Source organism: Methanomassiliicoccales archaeon, assembly GCA_038850735.1.
Taxonomy (GTDB): Archaea; Thermoplasmatota; Thermoplasmata; order Methanomassiliicoccales; family JACIVX01; genus JACIVX01.
The window spans coordinates 104,066-124,650 of the sequence record JAWCLO010000004.1; the positions used below are offsets into that span (position 1 = coordinate 104,066).

Below are 20,585 nucleotides of genomic sequence, written 5' to 3' on the forward strand. Positions count from 1 at the left end.
CGAGCGATTTCTGAGCTAGTATATAGTCTGATTTTTAAAGAATGATAATTCTACCATTTTTAAATGTGCTTCACACTTTTTGTTAAGCGCTAGAGATCGAGCTAATTTGATCCTTTCTTGATGTGAGGAAACATGAGTTCAGGCTTTGGTGTGAAAGCTAGTTCTCCTTCATTTACTAATTTAATTTTCGCTGATTCTGCGACTTTTCTCATTGCGTTGCTAATTGTTTGCTTCATTTTTTCAGGCGAGGAACATATTCTCGCATTAATCACAATTCTTCCCTCACCAACAAAAGTACGACCTCCTCGAATATCATCGATTCGAAGCGTATCGCCGACCACACTGAGTTTCAGTGCGCTTTCACTCGATATGAGCATCGCCTTTAGATGAGCGACTGAAGTATCGTCAAAATCCTTCGAGATTTCTTTCATTACTTCGACGAGAAACGCTCGAGCATCTGTCGACATATCCGATCGGATAGTTGCATAGTAATTACACCATCCTAGGATGGCCTTTTCTCTTGCGAAGATCCTCTGATCAACCGGGAATGGCTTTTTTGTGCTGAGGACATTTGAAATCATCAAGTCTGCGATTACATCAACGCTTCTCTTTGAAATGAAAGAATAGGGAATTACCACAGCCTCCTGGTTAAAATTTTTGACGTATTCGATGATTCTACCCAGATCTGCTTCATCAACAAGATCGCATTTCGACAAAACGATGACTTCAGCTTCTCTGATCTGATGGACGGGTATCGTATTTGCAACGTGAAAGGGTTCTACGCCCTCCTTTAAACATTTCGATAAAGAATATGCATCGACTACGGTGATCAATGGAGAAAGAGAAAAGTCGTTGGCATAAAATTCCCTCATCGGGGAGATTACAGCGGACAAAAGGTTAGTTGCTGTGCCTATCGACTCTGCAATTATGAGATCTGGTTTCCTTGACGATACGAAACGATAAGCATTATTGACAAATTCATCAAACCTCACACAAAAACAACCGCCTCGTACTTCCTCGACGTCAAAGCCGCCGCTACGCATAAATTCTGTGTCGACAAGTGCATTTCCCTGGTCGTTTGTAATGATCCCTACGATGGCATTTTTCTCTTTTCTCAAATATGACGCGACGGCAAACGCCATGCTAGACTTGCCCGCACCCAAGAATCCACTGATAATTGCGATTCTGACAGGTGCATTTCCTTGCTTCTCAAAGCCTTTATTCACATTCGGTGCAATCGATCGATGCGCTAAATAAATTACCATAAAGTAAGATATTGGAGCTTCTGCTCTGAATGCTCATTTTCTGAAATAGCGATCAGATTTCAAACCCCATTGATCTTTACTATTCTTTTGATAAATGAGCACCTTTCGCAGGGAATTGTTATGACACTTTTTTCTCCTTTTGAAATACCTCGCAACGAACGGATTATTGCATAATCTAAGGGTTTAAGCGGGGGGAGTCGTTGATTCGTTGCCAGAACGCTTTTTTCGGGTTGAGTAATTTGGAAAGTAAGAGATGCTTTTTTTAAATGCTCGAGACAATTGCCAACTTCCTCTTCGCTGCAGGAATCACATCGAACGCCAACTTTCTTCAATGATCCAAAAAGACCAGCAAGAGGATCTATCAGATGAATCGTGTTTTCCTTTCCCAATGTTATGAAGATTGCATTCTTGGATAATGGCTCAATAAACTCTATTCGCGTGCCTCTAACTTTCCTTTCGTGAGCAACCTTCCAGAATTCATTGAGTTGATTGTTAAGTTGATATACAAGTTGGTGATAGTCGATTCCTATTGCATCAGCGAGTTCTTTTTTTGAGATTGGCGAATGTAAAGTTTTCCTGTACAAAGCTTTGACGATCTCTTTTCTGAGATTGTGATTGACGACGTTCACATATGCATCGGGGTCTATATACATAACTTCAATAACACAAGCCCTCTCCATTGATTATCAAATGTATGTTTATTATTAAAGTTTTATCTCAAATATTTTCGAATTTTCAAAGGAGCGGTTGGTTTCACAAAAATTATAAAATAATATTACAAGTGTAATGTCTTCTGCCATCGTTACGCAATCACCCTCATTACAATAGAAAGGAGATCTGGGCTGATCAATATGGAAAGGAAGAATCAAGCAAAAATCGGTGCATATTTATGTAGGGAAAAGGGCGAGATTAGCGATCGGATCGATCTTGAAGAGGTTGCGGCATTCCTAAAACAATTTGACGATGTTATTGACGTCGGCATATTTGATGAATTGGCATCAAAGGAAGGCATCGATTATCTCATAAGCAGATATTTAGAAAAGAAATTCGATCGGATTCTCATCGGTGGCGCAATACCGAATATTCAAGGAGAGACCATAAGAAATGCCCTGGCTACCGCAGGAATGAATAGATATCTTTTTGAAATGGTGAATCTCAGAGAGCAGTGTGCTTGGGTTCATCCTAATAAACATGAAGCGACGAAAAAGGCGAAGTCATTGATGCTTGGTGGTCTTGAACGCGTAAGACGGTTGAGGCCTCTAGAAGATATCATAATTCCCATAAAAGATGCGGTGCTCGTCATTGGCGGTGGAGTGGCTGGAATGGCCGCTGCGCTCGAAATTGCAAAGGCTGGACACCAAGTCTACCTCGTTGAAAGGGAAAAGGAACTGGGTGGAAGGGCTTTCAAACTCGCAACAACATTCCCCACACATAACTGCGGTATCTGTTGCATGCAGTACTGTAAAGAATGTATTTTCACTCCAAAGATCGAGGATGTTGAGCGGAATCCTTTCATTGAAATCATGCTCAACACGCAAATAGTAGAAATCACAGGAGGATTTGGGAATAGACATGTAAAGTTGCTCCAAAACGGCAGAGAGCGAGAACTTGATGTGGGCGTAATCGTCGTGGCAACTGGGTCAAAGACTTTTGATCCGGTGCGGATTCCATCGTATTCCTATGGAAAAAGTAAGGACATTCTCACATCAATGGAATTTATTGACATCATGAAACAAGCCGATATTACAGGGCTTAAGAGGCCATCTGATGGTACGATACCAAAAGTCGTAAACTTTGTGCTTTGTGTTGGCTCGAGAGACGCAGCAAAGGGCAACCCCCACTGTTCACTCGTCTGCTGTACATACACCATCGGCATCGCAAAGGAAGTGAAAAAACTTCACCCAGGGACCGATGTATACATCCATTATATCGATCTTAGAGGTCCATATCGAGGGTTCGAAGAATTCTGTGCTGAGGCTAGAGAGATGGGCATAAGATTCGTCAGAGGAAAAGTTGCCGAAATTGTCCCAGAAAACGATAAGCTCATCGTCCGCGCTGAGGATACCGACACCGGAGCGCTACTTAATATTGAAAGCGACTTGGTTGTACTAGCTGTGGGTCAGGAACCGAGCGAGGGTACCGAGAAGCTGAGCAAGATGCTCCACATTCAGACGGATGTTGACAAATTTATGAAGGACGTCAATCCAATGATGCCCCCACAAATCCGGCGTGGCATATATATTGCAGGCTGCGCGCAGGGTCCAAAGGGGATAAGATACTCGATTGACGATGCAAAAACAATTGCGCAAGAAATCGTGGAGCTACTAAACTCAGGCAAGATCAACGTTGAAAGAATCACAGCCCAGGTCAACGAGGAACGGTGTCGCGGTTGTGGTCGCTGCGCTGAGGTTTGTGTATTCAAAGCTATCTCTCTCGTTCCAAAAGAAGGTAAGAAAGTTGCCGTCGTTGACGAATTCCTTTGCGAGGGGTGTGGAGCGTGCGCCGCAGCGTGCTGTAACAAGGCAATGAGCGTCAATTATTACGAACACGATTCTATTGAATCCATTATCTGTGCGCTTGTCCAGGAGGTAAGAGAATGACTGAAAACTTTGAGCCAACGATTCTCGTCTTTGCATGCAATTGGTGTGGCTACCCAGCTGCTACACTTACAGGCGTTAACAGAATCAGCTATCCTGCCAGCGTGAAGATCATTAGGGTGATGTGCACAGGTCGCATCGAGCCTTCTTTTATGATGAAGGCTTTCGAATGTGGGGCTGATGGTGTCGCCGTTGTTGGATGCAGAATTGACAATTGCCATTACACAGATGGTAACAAGCATGCACTCAAGCGCATAGAGGCTGTGAAGAAATTACTGAAATACACGGGTCTAGGTGAAGATAGACTTAGATATGAATGGCTCTCGGCTTCCGAGAAAGCAAAGTTCCTCAACCTCGTCAATAATATGTACGCTGATTTGAAGAAAATAGGTCCCAGTCCGATACCAAAAACCGAAAAGAAGGAGATTATGACATTTGACAAGAAAGCTGTCGATGATCTCATTGCAGACACAGGTGCTCATGACTGCGTTGAGTGCGGAAAGTGCACATCAGTGTGCCCCGTTGCTCGTTTCGATCCCGATTTTGCACCGCGTGTCATTGTTCTGAGAGCGCTTGAAGGCGTCTCGGACAGCCTGAGCAAAGATCGAGACATCTGGTCGTGCATCACATGCGAGATGTGCAACTCCATGTGTCCCTACAAAGTAGACTATTCAGGATTTATCCAGGGAATGCGATCAGAAGCGATTCTGCTGGGTAACGAACCAGAATGTTCACAAGGAGGTCTTCTGCAGAGCATGATGCGTGTTATGGCCCATACAAAGGAACAGAATCGGCTTGATTGGGTTCCTGGAGATGTCAAGATCGCGGATAAGGGCGAAGTGCTCTACTTTGTTGGATGCGCACCGCATCTCGACGCCGTTTTCTATGATAGAAATCTGAATCTGACGAGCACGGCAATCTCAGCGATCAAAATCCTCAATTATGCGGGCGTTACACCGGTCGTGAGCAATGAAGAGGTATGCTGTGGGCATGACCTTAATTGGGCAGGAGATAATGAGCATTTCGAGAAACTCATGGAAAGGAACGTTGAAATGATTAAGAAAAGCGGGGCAAAGAAGGTCGTGTTTGCATGTCCCGAGTGTTACAGGACATTCAACATAGACTACCAGGACATCCTTGGCGATCTCGATTTTGAAATGATGCACATTACAGAATATCTTGCCGATCTTCTCGATCAGGGGAAAATAGAATTGAAAGCTGCGGGAACAGAGGAAGATACGGTCACTTATCACGATCCCTGCCGTCTTGGAAGGCACTTGGGCGTATATGAAGAACCGCGAGACATTTTGAAGGAAGTGGGTGTCGCTGTAAAAGAAATGGCAAATACGAAAGACAAGGCGCAGTGCTGTGGTGTTTCTGCATGGATTACGTGTGGTAAGGCGGCTAAGCAGATGCAACTTGATAGAATCGCCGAGGCGAAGCGAACCGGTGCACATCGACTCCTTACAATGTGCCCGAAATGCAGGATTCATCTTGATTGTGCTGTATCAAAAGAAGTGGACATAGACAGGGCGCTTATTGATATACCAATGGAAGACTATGTTACCTACGTGGCAAAGCGTTTGGGATTATGGGAAAGTGCTCAGTCAAGCAAACATGAGAATGAAGGAGACTAGGACGATACAATTCAAGGAATGCTATACCTCTCACCAGGACGAAGTATGACGCACTTCGCCTTCGTCTTTTCTACAAGCTTCTTCTTAAATTCTTCAGGGTCTGTTCTTATTGCGTCGAACGTGTTGTAATGCATAGGAATGACCGTATCGGCATTGAGCAGTGAAGCGGCTCTTACCGCATCATCTATGCCCATTGTATAGTGTCCTCCGATAGGGAGGAGCGCTACATCGATTCTGAATTCTTCACCGATGAGCTTCATATCACCAAATAAAGCGGTATCCCCAGCGTGATAAACGACTCTGTCATCTGCAGCTATAGCAAAGGAACAAGCTATGCCGAGAGAAACTGCACCTTCGATCGAAGAACCATGAATGGCCTGGAACGTTTTCACTGTTGTGAAAGGCAGTTTGAGGACACAGCCAATGTGTCCGTCAATCGCCCTTGCCCCTTTTTGCAGTGCATAATTTGCAATTTCGTATGTTGAATGAATTGGTGCGCCAGTTCTTTTTGAGATCTCAATCGCATCTCCCAAATGGTCGCCATGTGCATGCGTAACTAAAATCAAGTCGACCTTCAAATCCTTCGGAGCCACAGCCATCGGATTTCCTTTAATAAAGGGATCGATGAGAATGTTACCTCTGAAACCCTCAATGATAAAGGCCGAATGGCCAAGATAATTGATGCTCACCACGAAAATCCCCTTGCTAAATTATCACTGAAATCATATTTTAATTCTTTGCATTGATGCGCGTCCAGATCAAAAAAAGAATCGGATTGAGATATCGCAGGTATCTAGCCAATGCACCTACCTTATTTCACTGAATTTCGCCAAGACGATAATATAATAACAAAGATGAAGCACTATCATAAAGAGGAGGAATTGTGATGGAAGAATTCGACGTATGCGTGGTCGGAGGCGGTCTGGCAGGACTTTGCGCCGCCCACGAGGCGGCGAAACGCAATGCAAGCGTTTGCGTTGTTACAAAAGGCTGCGCAGGAAAGGCGTCTGCCACTTCAATGTCCGCCGGCATCTTTTCCCACGTGACAGCACAAGTGAAAGAAGAAGAACTCTTCAAAGCTACCATGGAAATTGGCCGGTGGATTAATGATGAAAAACTCGTGAGAATTCTCGTATCACAAAGCAGGGAAATTCCGCAGTATCTCGACGGCCTAGGCATCAAATTTGAGCCTAAACCATCAGGCATGCATTTAGTCCGCGAAAGGCTTACATTTCCAATGATCGAACTCACTTCAAAACTTATTGATACCCTGGATGGATTAGGCGTCACTTTTTTCGAACATTGCGCTGTGGAATCGCTCATCAAAGATGGAGAGAAGTGCATTGGCGTTAAGGCCATTGATCGTAATAATGCTTCATTTCCCATCGCCTCGAGATCGACGGTACTTGCGGCTGGTGGGTTTTGCGCAATGTTTGAGAACAACGACAACCCTTTTGCCACAACGGGCGAGTGCATGGTCATGGCCATGGAATCTGGCGCTTCTTTGAGAGATCTTGAATTTGTCCAATTTTTCCCCATATCGATGATTCACAAAGGTCTTCCACCTTTCATCCTTTTCCCGCCGTATCCTTCAGATGCGAAGATCGTCAACGACAAGGGGGAAGACATTCTCAAGAAAAGGGTGCCTGAGGAAACCGACCTAACAAAAGCAGTCATAGTCTACAGAGACAAGGTGTGCCAAGCGATCGCGTTTGAAGAGGAAAAGATGCGCAAATGCTATCTTGATCTCTCAGCAGTCAAGAAATGGGATGATACGGACATGACAACGATGAATTCAATGTTTCAGCTTTGCAAGTATCGATTTCCAGATCGCGGCGAGCAAATGATTAGAATTACCTGCACTGCACATCACTCAATGGGTGGTGTAATCATCGATGAGCATTGTTGGACAGGGGTAGCGGGTCTTTACGCTGCTGGAGAATTTGTCGGAGGCGTACACGGAGCGAACAGAAAGGGAGGGAACGCCCTCGCCGACGCACTCATTTTCGGAAGAATTGCTGGCTCGTCAGCAGTGCGATACGGGACAGATGGGATTGAAAAAAGTCGAGTCGAGGACGCATACGCTTCAACTGAGGAGCGATACGAGAAGGGACATGAGATAGCAACTGACCGATTGTATGAAATGAGAGAGGTCATCAGAAGAATGTGTTCAAAATCTCTTGGGATACTCAGGTCAAGAGATTCGCTTAATGAATGTGCAGCAAAAGCCAGCGAAATCGTCCGGGAATTAAATGAAGCAAAGGGAGGGAAAAAGAACAAAATTCAATTCGTTGAAACAAAATCGATGGCCCTCTTGATGGAAATGATCGCACATGCTGCACTTCTCCGGCAGGAAAGCAGAGGATCGCATTTTAGAAAAGATTTCCCAGTAGAAGATGATCGGTGGCTTGGGCACATCAAGGTAACAATGGTCGATCAAAACCCAGCATATTCCTTCGTGCCTGGAATTGGAAAGCCGAAGTAAAGACAGAGCCATAGATCGTGAGGCATAAACAATATCACCTCAACAAAGGGTATCATCCGGGATGCTTGGTGATATGTTGCGTTCCTTGGTGGATCTACTGAGGCAGAAACTTCGTTGATTTTCGCCGATGCCAATGAGGCGATTTACCCTGTCGCACAGCTGCTGTGGGCAAGGATCTTCTCTGAGACAATACATACATGCTTCTCTTTCCTAACAAAATCAAGCAAGCGCATCATCAAAATATCTGTCGAAACCCCATGCCACTATCGCTGGTATTTTTGACCACCTTAATACTTATCCTCAGCTGGTAGTGCTTTCTTGCGAATTGTGTGAGACTCATTTCTTGTTCGCGAGAGAAAAAATCGAAAATTCCTCTTTTTGGCATTTCGCCAAGAGTAATACGGAAATGAAGTTCACCATTACTTGTTATCAATCATTCCCAACAGTCGAGGTTCCGTGCCGATGAAGCTTTGCGTTCATACGGTCCGCCGTATTTTTCGAGGAATCACTTGAAAAACTCGAGATAGTGTCAATCTTACAATTGTGAAAGCGTAGAAGATCGGAGGTTTGATTCATTGCTTTGCCTCATTCTTGGTACCTCTACGGATGGCGACGAGTCACGACAAGAAAGGATTTATCGAAAGAGCGATATGTCACGCGAAATCTCGAGGCCAGAGAGGTGTAGGGAAGTAGCATCAGATAGCAGGCGGAATCGCAATGAACACCCATAGAGACGGTTGTCTCAAGATCACTCCAAAGAGGATTAATTGTTTAAAACGGAAGAGAGAATATCGAATCAATGTTGATGCAATCAAATCAAATTCTATTACCTGCCCGATATTCTCAATGATTTGTCCTTTGAAATATTTCTATTCATATAGATAAATAAATATCTAGTCATGAAAGATCTGAATTCCTATGTCCATCTGATGAAACCTCCACTGCACCAATTATCAAGAGCCTCAGATGTGAAGTCGGCAAGTGAAGCTTCCATCAAGGCTGGATCATTGTATGCAAATTGTTTTCTCAGTATATCTACGATATGAGTTGAAGAACACTCGATCAGTGAATTCGTTTGCCAAAATTGAATACGAAGTCGGCCACTTATGCTAGCTATTACTAGGAAGGAGACTGAATTACATTTGATTCAACCAAGATAACTTTCCTATTTTTATTGAGATAATAACGACTCGCATGCCTCTTCCGTTAGTACGCAGCACTATATAGCATGGAAATCCGCCATCCAACGGGCATACGTTCGCCGGTCCCAACTTAGGATTTTTCATTTGAGTGGGCCGTAAAGATATTATTTAAATACGGACAACATTAGCTACTTCTAATCGCAGATATCTCAAAAGCTGGACCTGGATCACAATTCTTCACCATCAGATTCGTTGATGAATTCTGATGAAAGAGGGATGTGGAATTGGTAGGTGAGAAAATAGCGATGAAAAGAAAGGTGCGTGAAAAGATCAAGGCGCTTTGCGTGGATGACGAGGAAGAACTGCTAGAGATCATGAAGGTATTACTCGAAAGCGAGGGGAAAATTGAGGTTATTTGCGAAACTTCTCCAGTCCAGGCCCTCCAGATGATTGAGAAGGATGATTTTGATGTCGTAATTTCGGATTATATCATGCCTGAGATGAACGGGCTAGAACTCCTCAGAAAGATTCGTTCCTTCAGTGCTAAAATACCATTTATCATATTCACCGGCAGAGGAAGAGAGGAAGTTGTTATTGAGGCTATAAACTGCGGCGCCAACGGATACCTCCAGAAAGGCGGAGATCCTCGATCACAATTTGCCGAGCTCTCCAGGATGATCAAGACGCTCGTGGAGAAGAGCAGAGCAATGGAAGCGCTTGAAGTGAGCGAGAGAATGCTCGCCGAGGCGCAGCGATTGGGTAGGATTGGCAATTTTGTTTATGATGTCTCAAAGGACGAGTTGAGTGTATCAGACAACCTATTGAGGCTCCTTGGGATAGACGAGGGACTATTTGACGGAAAGTATGAAACACTTGTAAAGCACGTCCATCCAGAAGACAGGGGACTTGTCATCAGGCGGCTCTCTGAATCTGCACTGAGCAGCGAAGAGTGTGAAATCAGATACAGAGTTGTTTTGAAAGGCGAAGAAAGAATCGTTCAGCATCGGACAGCAACAATAATGAACGAAATAGGTGAACCTGTTAAGGTCATAGGCGTCATTAGGGATGTTACCGAGGAGGCTGGATTAGTCTCTAGACTTGAAAAGCTCAATACAATGTTTTTTGCAATGAGAAGGATCAACCAGCTGATTGCAAGGGAAAAGGAAGAGAACGCGCTTCTGAGCACCGTGTGTAATGACCTTGTGAAAACGTGCCTCTTTGAAAGTGTTATTATCAGTATTCTCAAAGGGACCAAAGGAAGAAGTCTTTATTCCTCCTGTTTGGCAGGCGACAAACATGCGGAATTGCCTACCGAGGCAATATACGAGCAGGAGCCAGCTTGCGTACGCGAAGCGCTAGCGGCATGCGATCTTGTCATTGTAAATGACGGCGATCCACGGTGCATAGGTTGCCCATATTCGCCTCGGAATGACTTTGTATGTCTTTCCAAAAAAATAGAGCATGATGGAGAAGTATTTGGATCCATATCAATCCACATGCGAAACCATGCGTATCTCGACGAAGAAATCGAATTCATTTCCGATCTTGCAGGTGATCTTGGATTCGCACTGTATAGATTCAAGCTCGAAGAAGCCAAAAAGGCTGTGGAAGAGACTCTCATGCGAAGCGAGCGGAGATATCGCCATTTCTTTGAAAGAGCAAACGATGGTTTCGCGATACTTCAGGAAGGCATTGTAAAGTACGCAAATAACCGGCTACTTTCGATGGGAGGTTATCAAGAAAAAGATGTCATAGGGAAGCATTTTTCGGAGTTTATCGCCGATGAAGACAAGATGAGAACTTTGGAATACTACAGGAAGAGGGTTGCTGGTGAAAACGTACCGTCGATATATGAAGTAAAGTTGAAGAAAAAAGACGGAAACCTCATTTGGGCCGAGCTCAATGCCGCCGTGGCAGAAAACGAGGCTGGTCTGGCCACATACGTAATTATTAGAGACATCACCGAAAAAGTGAGAATGAGAGAACTCCTTGAGGAATCTGAATGGAAATATCGCATGCTATTCGAAACATCGGGTACAGCTATGCTCATCATTGAGGAGGATATGACAGTATCGCTTGTAAATGGCGAATTCACGAGACTCACAGGTTATTCCCGCGAGGAAATTGAGGGAAAAATGAAAACATATCAACTAGTTGCAGAGAAGGAAGTTGAAAGAATCACCGAGTATCACAGGAGAAGGAGGGAGGGGAGGAGCGATGTTCCGCGCTCTTACGAGCTCGAACTGAAACGCAAGGACGGCAGCATTCGAATGGTGAAGATCACGATCGATGTAATCCCAGGTACTAAGCGCTCGGTGGCATCCTTAGTAGATATCACCGAGGAAAGGCAGTTGAAGGAGATTCTCAAAAAGGAGAAGGAACTTTACGAGATGCTCCTCGACAGCGTCGATACGATGATTTGGACTGCTAACGATCCTGAAACCTACGGAGAAATCGTAAATCGCGCACGTATGGAATTTCTCGGATTGAGTAGAGAAAGGATCGCTAATAGAAAGATTTACGAATTTCTACCAAAACCTGAAGCTGAGGTGGGTGTAAAGGGTAACAGAATTGTTTTTGAAGAAAAAAGAAAGTACAGGGATTTCGAGTGGGTGACGAACGCAAAGGGAGAAAAGCGCCTTATGCTCGTTACCAAGATTCCAAAATTTGGTAAGAATGGTAATGTCGAGTTCGCTGCCTGCACGGCGGAAGACGTCACTGAGTTGAAAAAAGTGCAAGATGCACTTGCGCTTGCCAACAAGAAACTGCATCTCCTTGGTAGCGTGACAAGGCATGACATCATGAATCAACTCACGGTCATATCAGGGAGCTTACAGTTGCTTTCTGACGCAATTCAGGATGAGAAGCAAAGGCGATTTTTGTCGATGGCACTGAGGGCGGCTTCAAACATTGAAAGACATCTTGATTTCAGCAGAGATTATGAGAAGATGGGCGCAAATCCACCTCAGTGGATCAATCTCAGCAAGATAATCAGTAAGGCACTCGCTACGATTGATCGTTCCAGGGTAAATGTTAATGTACAAATCGATGAACACATTGAAATTTTTGCGGATCCGCTCATAGAAAAAGTTTTTGTGAACCTGCTCGACAATGCGGTCAGACACGGAGGTATAAAGCTGAGAAACATCATCATTATGCAGAAAGAAAGGGACGACAGCATTACTGTTATTTGCGAAGATGATGGCCAAGGCATTGAGGAATCCAGGAAGGCTGATCTATTTGAAGGACGATACGGCAGGGGATTGTATCTTATCAAGGAAATACTATCGATCACAGGGATGACTATACAGGAATGCGGCAGACCTGGCGAAGGGGCGAGGTTTGAGATCACGATTCCGAGGGATTCTTTCCGCACTCCTGGAAAATGACTTCTTAGGGGCACCTGATGATATCCTGAGCCCATAGACAATCGGCACATGAGGGGTCGTTAGCCCAGCAATCTTGATTTTCTTTGCGCAGATCGCAGTTCGCACCACAATCGACGCACGACGGGAACTTGAAGTCACGAACTCGAGATCGGAAGAGCACATATTGCTCGCTCGACCAGATGTCTGCCAGTGTCGTGTTGTTGACATTGCCAAACACGTAGCGTTTCACGTGCTTTTCTTCTCCGAAAATGAAATAGTTGTAGGAATGCATGAGTGCATAGCACGGACTCACTGACCCATCATGCGCTATCACCGTTCCCTTCTCCTCGATGAATCGGCATTGCCTATGCGCACCCCAACTGTTTCTGGGCAGTGACATCGTGCCCCACATGACGTAGTCTCCGGCCACCACAGACCAGCCTTCCGATCTTGGGAACTTCCCATAATCCCCATTATACAGAATCTTGTGTGCTGATTCTTTAGTGTAGGGCAGGAGATGGGTTATAATCACTATCGAAGCACCGAGTTCCTTGGCCAATTGCGGGACATTCTTGATATCATCGAAGTTCTCTTTCGTCGCTACAAATTCAAGTCCTATTGTAGGAAATCTTGATCCCTTTTTTTCTCTGGCAAGATTCAACCGTTTCACATTTTCGACAACTTCATAAAAATCAGCGCCGATCCTGAGATCGCCAAAGATTTGAGCTTGAGTGCTGTCCATCGACACAAATATGCGATCAACTCCGATGTTCACGAGACTGTTTGCAATCTCTTCGTTAAACAGTGTGCCATTAGTGCTTATCGAGACCCTCAGGCCGAGTGATTTGACTTCCCTTACCATATCGAGTATTCTAGGATGCATGAGAGGTTCGCCGAACCCTCCAAAATGGACTTCTTTCACTTCAGGCAAATTCTGGATGCTCTTCAGAACGCTACAAAAAGTATCGTAAGACATATCAGTTAATTCTTCGTCCCAGGCATGTCGTATACAACTCGCACATCTGAGATTGCATCGGGTTGTGACCTCGAGAAAAATTTTTCTTACATCATGAGTTGCACGATGTAAAATATATCTATCAGCAGTTGCCTCAAGAATCCATCGATTTTGATTTTCCTTCTTCAGAAGATTGAAGGATTTCCATATGGGATCGTTACCGTCGGCTGTGGCGGACTCTCGATCTAAAGCTTGTGTGCTTGTCGGTTCATCATGAGAATGCTCCACTGATTCTGTCGTGGAGTCCAACCTTAACAATTGTTCAAAGAATTTCAACATTATTTGATAAAAGAGGGGATTTAAAAACGTATTCCCGAATAACATTCTAGAGAGTGGTGACCATTATCACCTATTGCCACGCTAATCATTGGAATGATTTCTTGATTCAGCTCCTGCACATCAATATCTCTGGCGGGCTTTCTCTTTGAAAATATAGAAATTCAAGAAATACTTCAATACTCTTTTTGATCGGCGTGATCGAGTCTTGCCGTATTTGCTATTGCGAGGGGGGTAAGGCTAACAGCATCAACGTTGTCCCCTCGGCACACTGTTGCCATACACCCTAAATCCTCTAAAAGACCTCCTAGCTGCATAGCTTAAGAATCCTCGATTTATTTAGATTAGCACACATTTCCCAAGTCAAACATATTGCGCATCCCTGCATGTAGCCTTCGTCTTGCAAATGCTCGAAAAAAGGTTGATGTCGCAACAGAAATACTTTTAGGGCTAGATCGTTGCTTACGATTTAGCTAGTCATTAATTTTAGAAGATTCATAACACGGTATAACGTCCACGAGTGAAAAATCGTGATTTATGTGTGCATGTTTTAAGTCGCCGAATGAAATATCATAAAGGCTTGAAAGAACTCTACATTCAGTTGGGATCGCATGGCGGTAGATGAAGAGGAGATACTGGGAAACTTTCGACAAGACCAATATCCTCAAAAAAGTAAAGGAAAAGGTGGGAAGGTGGCGATAGCTCTGCTCATTGCTATTTTATTAGTTTTCACCGTTATTGCGATCCCAAGAGGAATTCCATTTCTCATCAATTTCTTCAACAGCCAATCGATCATTCCAATATATCCTGAGAATTCCGCCATCGTAACAAATTCGACTATTGTGTTCCAATGGAAGGCCCCTAACGATATTACAGAATTCAGGTTTCAGCTCAGCAAAGTACCTAGTTTTCGCACTCAAATTGTAAATGTGACTGTGAATGAAACCTCGTATTCTCTGCAAAGCGAGCTCGAGAAAAACAAAACATACTATTGGCGCGTTATGCCGCAGGATGGTAGAGAAAAGTGGAGTGCGACATGGGATTTTTTTTATGGACATGAGGCTTTCCAAAGAGTATTCGAATGGCACTATAAAGGAAACCTATATTCAATTACTGTGAATATCGCTGGCGAAGATTACTATACTTACAGCCTTCGCGAGAGAGTCTCGAATTACGCATCCTACGTGATTTCAGATGATCAGTCAGTCAATGAGGTGGCGTATAAACTCAATCACATCGCTGTTGAGGAATTAAGACTTTCTTCGTACAAGAAGGCTGAGTTTATTTTGGCTTTTGTTCAATCGATGAAATATATGCTAGATAATCAAACAAAAGGCATGATCGAATATCCAAGATATCCTGTAGAAACTCTCGTCGACGGCGGAGGAGATTGCGAAGACACTGCAATACTTTTTGTTTCAATTATTCAGAATGCAATATTCAATTTTGATGGAGTACTTCTTCTTTTTGAAGGGGATCCTGGTCATATGGCTGCTGGCATTTGGGGGGATCGTACGCTTTCTGGAACTGCATATGTATACAACGGCAAGTATTATTACTACTGTGAAACAACGAGTCCAGGATGGATCATCGGTCAAATTCCAGAAGAATTTGAAGGAAAATTTCCGAAAATTATTCCGTGTTAGTTTTTGATCGAATATGACCTTTTTTATTTAATCCTCATTTGTCGCTTCTTACTTCACCAATAGAGCAACATGGGCATGCTCGAATTACCCTAGGATGCATGAATCAACCTTACTTGAATTGAGAGCTTGAATTGAGAAGTACTTGTTGATTATAGAATTCAGGTTGTTCAGTTTTTCATCTTTCATTTGAGCAATTGGACCGTTCCTCATCATACAATTCATAATGATGTCGAGGACGTGTTTTTTGATCTTACTTTCGAATGATATAGCCCTCAGCTTCATCTTGCGTTCCGAATTTCAAGAATCATAAACTTAAACATTCCGAGCACATTGGATCTTCCTGGAATGGATCGCCTGTTAGCGCGAGAGCTCTAGCCCTGCATCCTCCGCATGTCGAATTGTACTTGCAACGCCCGCAGGCGCCTTTCAAATTTTGAGGGTCTTGCAGTTCTTGAAGAAAGCTCGATTCCTCAATCCTATTCCATATCGTTTCTAAACTGTCGATTCTTACATTGCCAAAGGTCATTGGCATAAAAACACATGACCTCACTGACCCGTCTTCCATCACATGCATGGCGTTGCCAAGGCTGCATAGTTTTGGAAATTTTTTTCCAGATTCTTCCATCAACACTCGCACGTAAAAGGGTTCATACACAGACACATGCGTTTGTGAGCTACTATCCAAAGCATGCATGGGCAGAGCGGAATAATCTCTGACCAACATTCTGAGCATAGTCTCGTAATCAATTACACTGGGCAGCACTGAAGCCGTTGCCCTTCCAGTCGGTATAGTTGAGAGAATGTCGCAGTTGATATCTTTCTCAGCGGAGAATTCAATCACCCTCTTTACTTCCTTGCAGTTAAATCTCGTGATCGCCATGCCAATGCTCGTTTTTACTTTCTTTTCTAAACAATGGAATAGACCTCTCATGCGCAATTTGTAGGAATTTGAAAGGCCAGTAATGTACGTTTCAAGATTTTCATCCACTGCGGGATAGTTTATTGCGATTGCAACTTCCAATTCCTTGAAAAGCTCCGCCGATCTCTCATCGATCATTGTCCCATTCGTGGCAATTATTACATGGAGTCCTCGATCTGATGCATACCCAACGAGATCGAAAAGGTCTTTTCTCATCATCGGTTCTCCACCAGTGAAAACAATGCTTGTCGAGCCGAGTTCCGATATGGACCCGATGAGATTCTTTGCTTCTTGCGTGTCAAGCTCGTACGGCGAAATGTTGCCAGCTGATGCGTAGCAGTGAATGCACTTCAAATTGCATGCGTTTGTGCATTGCCATCCAATGTGTATTGGTAATTTTCCTGCAGATTTCATCAACGCGGATTAAATGCAAAAAATAGGTATTATATTGATTCGATGGCTTACCTGTATTCAATCAGAACGATAACTTCGTGATTTTCTTATTTGAAATGCTGCGTAGGACTCCAAGATAAATGCAACGTGTGAGCCGATTTCAATGAGTATTACGACATTTCACTCCGATTTTGTACGGTCATATCGGGTCTAGATTGAGATGAGTTCTTAACATAATTTGGTCATCTTTGTCTTATCTCTATTCTGCGGTGGAATCAAAGATTTGGAAAACATCTAGATTTGATTGCTCGCTTTCAAAATTCCAACCCATGTTATTGTCAATAAGGAAAAATTTCTGGAGTGCAGGCAAGCATTATCATAGGTGATACTGCGAAAAAATGAAATTTATATGATATATCCATTCTTACCACGAGCTATGGTGTGCCTATGCCACGTGCGTTGATCATCGATGATGAACCTGCGATCTTGGAAGTGATTTCGATTTTTGTTCAAGAAAAGAGTGATTATGAAGTATTGGTGAGCTACTCAGCTGAAGATGCTCTAGAGCTGCTGAGCAAGCAACCGATAGATGTGATCATATGTGACTATCAAATGTCAGGTATGGATGGCATTGCTCTTCTGAAACAATTGAGATCTAAAGGCAGCAATATCCCATTTATTCTTTTCACAGGAAAAGGAAGAGAGGAAGTTGTGATAGAGGCCCTCAATTCTGGTGCGGATTTCTATCTTCAAAAGGGCGGCGATATTAAGTCGATGTTCGCAGAACTTGTCCACCTTATGGATCAAGCGATTTCAAAGAGAAAAACCATGGAGGCTCTTGAACACAATGCAAGGCGCTTCAGATCACTCATCGAGAACAGCTCAGACCTCATAATTACGATCGATGCTGATGCAAAAGTAAATTTCGTGAGCCCCTCGATCAAAAGATTGTTAGATTACGAGCCTGAGAAATTTGCAGGAACTCCATTTACGCAATATATTTACGAAAAAGACCTGGAAAATTTTTGCGCCCAATTAAATCAGCTACTTTCTGGCATGAAAAGCGCCGTAAGATTCGAAATGAAAATGAAGCATAATGACGGTGCATACCGCGTTTTTGAATTCGAAATGATGGTTGATCGTTACGCTCCCAGTGGAAAGGGAATCATAATGAATGGAAGGGACATTACCGAGCGTAAGTCCCTAAAGCATGAAATTACCTCCACACGAAAATTGATGGAAGCTTTGTTGAACAATCTTGCGGAGTTGGTTGTATACCAAGATACTGAAAATCGAATTATTTGGGCGAACAAAGCAGCAGCGGATTCCGTTGGGATGAGGCTAAAGGACGTTATTGGGAAGCACTGCTATGAAGTATGGAACAACAGGGAATCGCCGTGCGAAAACTGCCCCATCGTCAAGTCGATACAAACTGGTAGTCCTCATTCCGCAGAAATGAGAACGTATGATGGTCGCTGGTGGCTGATCTCCGGTGCACCAATGATGGATGACCGCGGAAAAATTATAGGAGTCATCGAGTCAGCGCTTGATGTCACCGATTACAAAATCGCTCTTTCGTTGCTGGAAAAAAACGAAGCAAGATACCAAACGATCATGGAAAACCTGCCTGTAGGTATATACATCTTCCAAGATGGGAAATTAAGATTTGTCAACGAAATGCTTTGTCGCTTGTCGGGATATTCAAGAGAAGAGCTTCTAGCGGCGAATTACCTTGATCTAGTTCACCCAGATTACAAAGAGGAATTGGAAAAACTGACCGACCTACTGCTGGCAAATCCAAAAAGATACAACCCTGAGCCATACGAGTTTGCTTACATTGCAAAAAATGGAAGCGTGAGATGGGCTCGATTATCACCAGCGATCATTGATTATGAAGGAAGACCAGCGATATTGGGAAGCGTTATCGATACAACGGATTTCAAGAAGATGGAAGAACTTTCGAAGAAAAATGAAGAATTGTACAGATCGATCTTCGAAAACACAGGAACTGCGAGTGTTGTGATAGAAGAAGACACTAGAATATCAATGGCGAATAGAGAGGCTGAGAAATTAACCGGCTACAAAATCGAAGAAATAGCCGGAAGGAGTTTTCTTGAATTCATCGCTCCGGAAGATAGAGATCGATTGAAGGAATATCATAGACTTAGAAGAAGTCAAGAGAACGCTGTGCCAAATGAATTTGAATTCAGACTCGTCACGAAGAACGGTGATATCAGAGAGTGTAAAGCGGTCGTATCAATGATACCACGAACGAAACGTAGTTTGGCTTCAATTATCGACTTCACAGAATTGAAAAGAGCTCATGATGAGCTCAGACAAATGGCACAGGAACAAAACATGCTGTTGGATAATATTGATACGATGGTTTGGTACGCGATCGATCCTGAGACGTATGGACTCGTGAATGAGGCCCGTGCAAAGTTCCTTGGTCTCAAAAAAGAGGAACTGATCGGAAGAAAACTCCGAGACGTTTTACCAAAAGGGACCTGCGAAGTCTGTATCGAAGGTAACCAGAAGGCGTTCAGAGGCGAGAGGATTCTTCAAGAGGAATGGCTGATTACCACAGACGGAAACGCACAGTGCGTACTCGTGAATAAAGTGCCGATGTTTGATGAAAGTGGGAAGGTAAAGCGTGTGTTTTGCACGGCGACAGATATCACGCATATCAAAAACATGGAAAAAGCTCTTCAACTCGCAAATCTGAAAATTAATTTACTCTATCGAATGACACGGCACGATATCAGTAATCAGTTGATGGTCATAACTGGCTATTTAGATTTAATGAAAAATGCGCAAAACAAGATGCCATTGGAACAAATAATATCGAAACTCGAATCTGCGGTGAAAAATATCTTGGAACACCTCGAATTTACAAAGGAGATGGAAGAACTAGGAAAGGAACTACCTTGCTGGATGAAATTACTCGACCCGATCAACAAGGCTATTTCACAGCTGGATCTCACTGGGATTTCTCTGATAATTGATGAAAAGGCAGGAAGTATCCACATCTTCTCCGATAAGATGATTTGGAAGGTGTTCTACAATTTAATTCATAACACCTTGAAGCATGCAAGAAGCGCAAAAAACATCAGGATATTTACAGAGATGAAGGGAAAGGAACTACAGATTATTTACGAAGATGATGGTCCTGGGATTGAGAAGAAGGGAGGAGTGAACATATTCGACTCGCCACTCGTAAGGAATCGAGCAAAGGGACTCTATCTCGTGAAAGAAATTATTGAAATGAATGAAATGAAAATCGAAGAAGTTGGCGAGAAAGGTGTGAAATTTGTAATTTCAGTTCCCACCCATCGGTTCAAAATCGAATGAAAGCCGTTCCAAATCATTTGATTTTTTTGTTTTTGAAAGGCATTGGAACCCCATTTTCCTATTGTCCATAGACTTCGCAACTAGATAATGTCTAACACATCAGACCGTGTATTTTCAGGGCGTCGGAATGGATATGTCTCCACCTAAACGAAATCAAAGTGGATTTCTAACTACATTTTCTCAAGGTATTCTTACACCTTTGAACTTCTCACTCGCCCTCTCTCCGCCTACTCCCCAGCTCTCCATAGGTATCTCATGAATCACGACTTCAACTGCCTGGGCTGGTACTCCCAGCTTAGAAAAAACTTCGGTTATCCCCGCTATCACACTCTTTTTCGCCTCATCCGAGAATCCTTTCCAGACATGTACATGGACAATCGGCATTTACATCCCCGAGCCATTTAACAAGAGGATTATCTTCATATCAGTATGAAAAGCTACCGCTACCGGCGATTGGAATGGAGATTTCATATGAAGCTCATGATATTCCG

Annotated in this window: 13 protein-coding genes; 6 read left to right on the forward strand and 7 right to left on the reverse strand. The window is 43.5% G+C overall.

Annotation, left to right across the window (positions count from 1 at the left end; genetic code table 11):
* Positions 1-101: 101 nt before the first annotated feature.
* Both QW087_03950 and QW087_03955 read right to left on the reverse strand, forming a co-directional pair.
* Positions 102-1,226: a GTP-binding protein gene (locus tag QW087_03950; GenBank protein ID MEM2943873.1), complete on the reverse strand. Its 1,125-nt coding sequence runs from the start codon at positions 1,224-1,226 to the stop codon at positions 102-104.
* 98 nt (positions 1,227-1,324) lie between these two features.
* On the reverse strand, positions 1,325-1,945 hold the full coding sequence (locus QW087_03955) for a hypothetical protein (protein ID MEM2943874.1): 621 nt from the start codon (positions 1,943-1,945) through the stop codon (positions 1,325-1,327).
* 171 nt (positions 1,946-2,116) lie between these two features.
* Between QW087_03955 and QW087_03960 the strand changes: the two genes are divergently transcribed.
* Together QW087_03960 and QW087_03965 are read left to right on the forward strand one after the other, a co-directional pair.
* Positions 2,117-3,865, forward strand: coding sequence for an FAD-dependent oxidoreductase (locus QW087_03960; protein MEM2943875.1), 1,749 nt, complete (start codon positions 2,117-2,119; stop codon positions 3,863-3,865).
* The gene (locus QW087_03965; protein ID MEM2943876.1) at positions 3,862-5,499 is read left to right on the forward strand and encodes a hydrogenase iron-sulfur subunit; all 1,638 of its coding nucleotides are present in this window, start codon (positions 3,862-3,864) and stop codon (positions 5,497-5,499) included. Before QW087_03960 ends, QW087_03965 begins: the two co-directional genes overlap by 4 nt.
* An 11-nt stretch (positions 5,500-5,510) precedes the next feature.
* Here QW087_03965 and QW087_03970 read toward each other — a convergent pair whose 3' ends face one another.
* On the reverse strand, positions 5,511-6,188 hold the full coding sequence (locus QW087_03970; GenBank protein ID MEM2943877.1) for a metal-dependent hydrolase: 678 nt from the start codon (positions 6,186-6,188) through the stop codon (positions 5,511-5,513).
* A 197-nt stretch (positions 6,189-6,385) separates the two neighbouring features.
* Here QW087_03970 and QW087_03975 point away from each other — a divergent pair, with 197 nt between their 5' ends.
* Positions 6,386-7,984 carry an FAD-binding protein gene (locus QW087_03975; GenBank protein ID MEM2943878.1) on the forward strand — a complete coding sequence of 533 codons (1,599 nt, stop codon included), beginning with the start codon at positions 6,386-6,388 and terminating at the stop codon, positions 7,982-7,984.
* Positions 7,985-9,431: 1,447 nt separating this feature from the next.
* On the forward strand, positions 9,432-12,515 hold the full coding sequence (locus tag QW087_03980; GenBank protein ID MEM2943879.1) for a PAS domain S-box protein: 3,084 nt from the start codon (positions 9,432-9,434) through the stop codon (positions 12,513-12,515).
* 4 nt (positions 12,516-12,519) lie between these two features.
* Here QW087_03980 and QW087_03985 read toward each other — a convergent pair whose 3' ends face one another.
* Positions 12,520-13,785, reverse strand: coding sequence for a tungsten cofactor oxidoreductase radical SAM maturase (locus QW087_03985; GenBank protein ID MEM2943880.1), 1,266 nt, complete (start codon positions 13,783-13,785; stop codon positions 12,520-12,522).
* 176 nt (positions 13,786-13,961) lie between these two features.
* Positions 13,962-14,102: a hypothetical protein gene (locus QW087_03990; protein MEM2943881.1), complete on the reverse strand. Its 141-nt coding sequence runs from the start codon at positions 14,100-14,102 to the stop codon at positions 13,962-13,964.
* A gap of 294 nt (positions 14,103-14,396) precedes the next feature.
* Here QW087_03990 and QW087_03995 point away from each other — a divergent pair, with 294 nt between their 5' ends.
* The gene (locus QW087_03995; GenBank protein ID MEM2943882.1) at positions 14,397-15,431 is read left to right on the forward strand and encodes a hypothetical protein; all 1,035 of its coding nucleotides are present in this window, start codon (positions 14,397-14,399) and stop codon (positions 15,429-15,431) included.
* Positions 15,432-15,735: 304 nt separating this feature from the next.
* Here QW087_03995 and QW087_04000 read toward each other — a convergent pair whose 3' ends face one another.
* A complete protein-coding gene (locus tag QW087_04000; GenBank protein ID MEM2943883.1) occupies positions 15,736-16,764 on the reverse strand; it encodes a radical SAM protein in 1,029 nt (342 codons plus the stop codon).
* Positions 16,765-17,190: 426 nt separating this feature from the next.
* Here QW087_04000 and QW087_04005 point away from each other — a divergent pair, with 426 nt between their 5' ends.
* A complete protein-coding gene (locus tag QW087_04005; protein ID MEM2943884.1) occupies positions 17,191-20,094 on the forward strand; it encodes a PAS domain S-box protein in 2,904 nt (967 codons plus the stop codon).
* A gap of 180 nt (positions 20,095-20,274) precedes the next feature.
* On the opposite strand, the gene QW087_04010 is transcribed toward QW087_04005, so the two are convergent.
* Entirely contained in the window at positions 20,275-20,478 is a 204-nt protein-coding gene (locus QW087_04010) for a 4-oxalocrotonate tautomerase family protein (protein MEM2943885.1), read from the reverse strand.
* Positions 20,479-20,585: the final 107 nt, after the last annotated feature.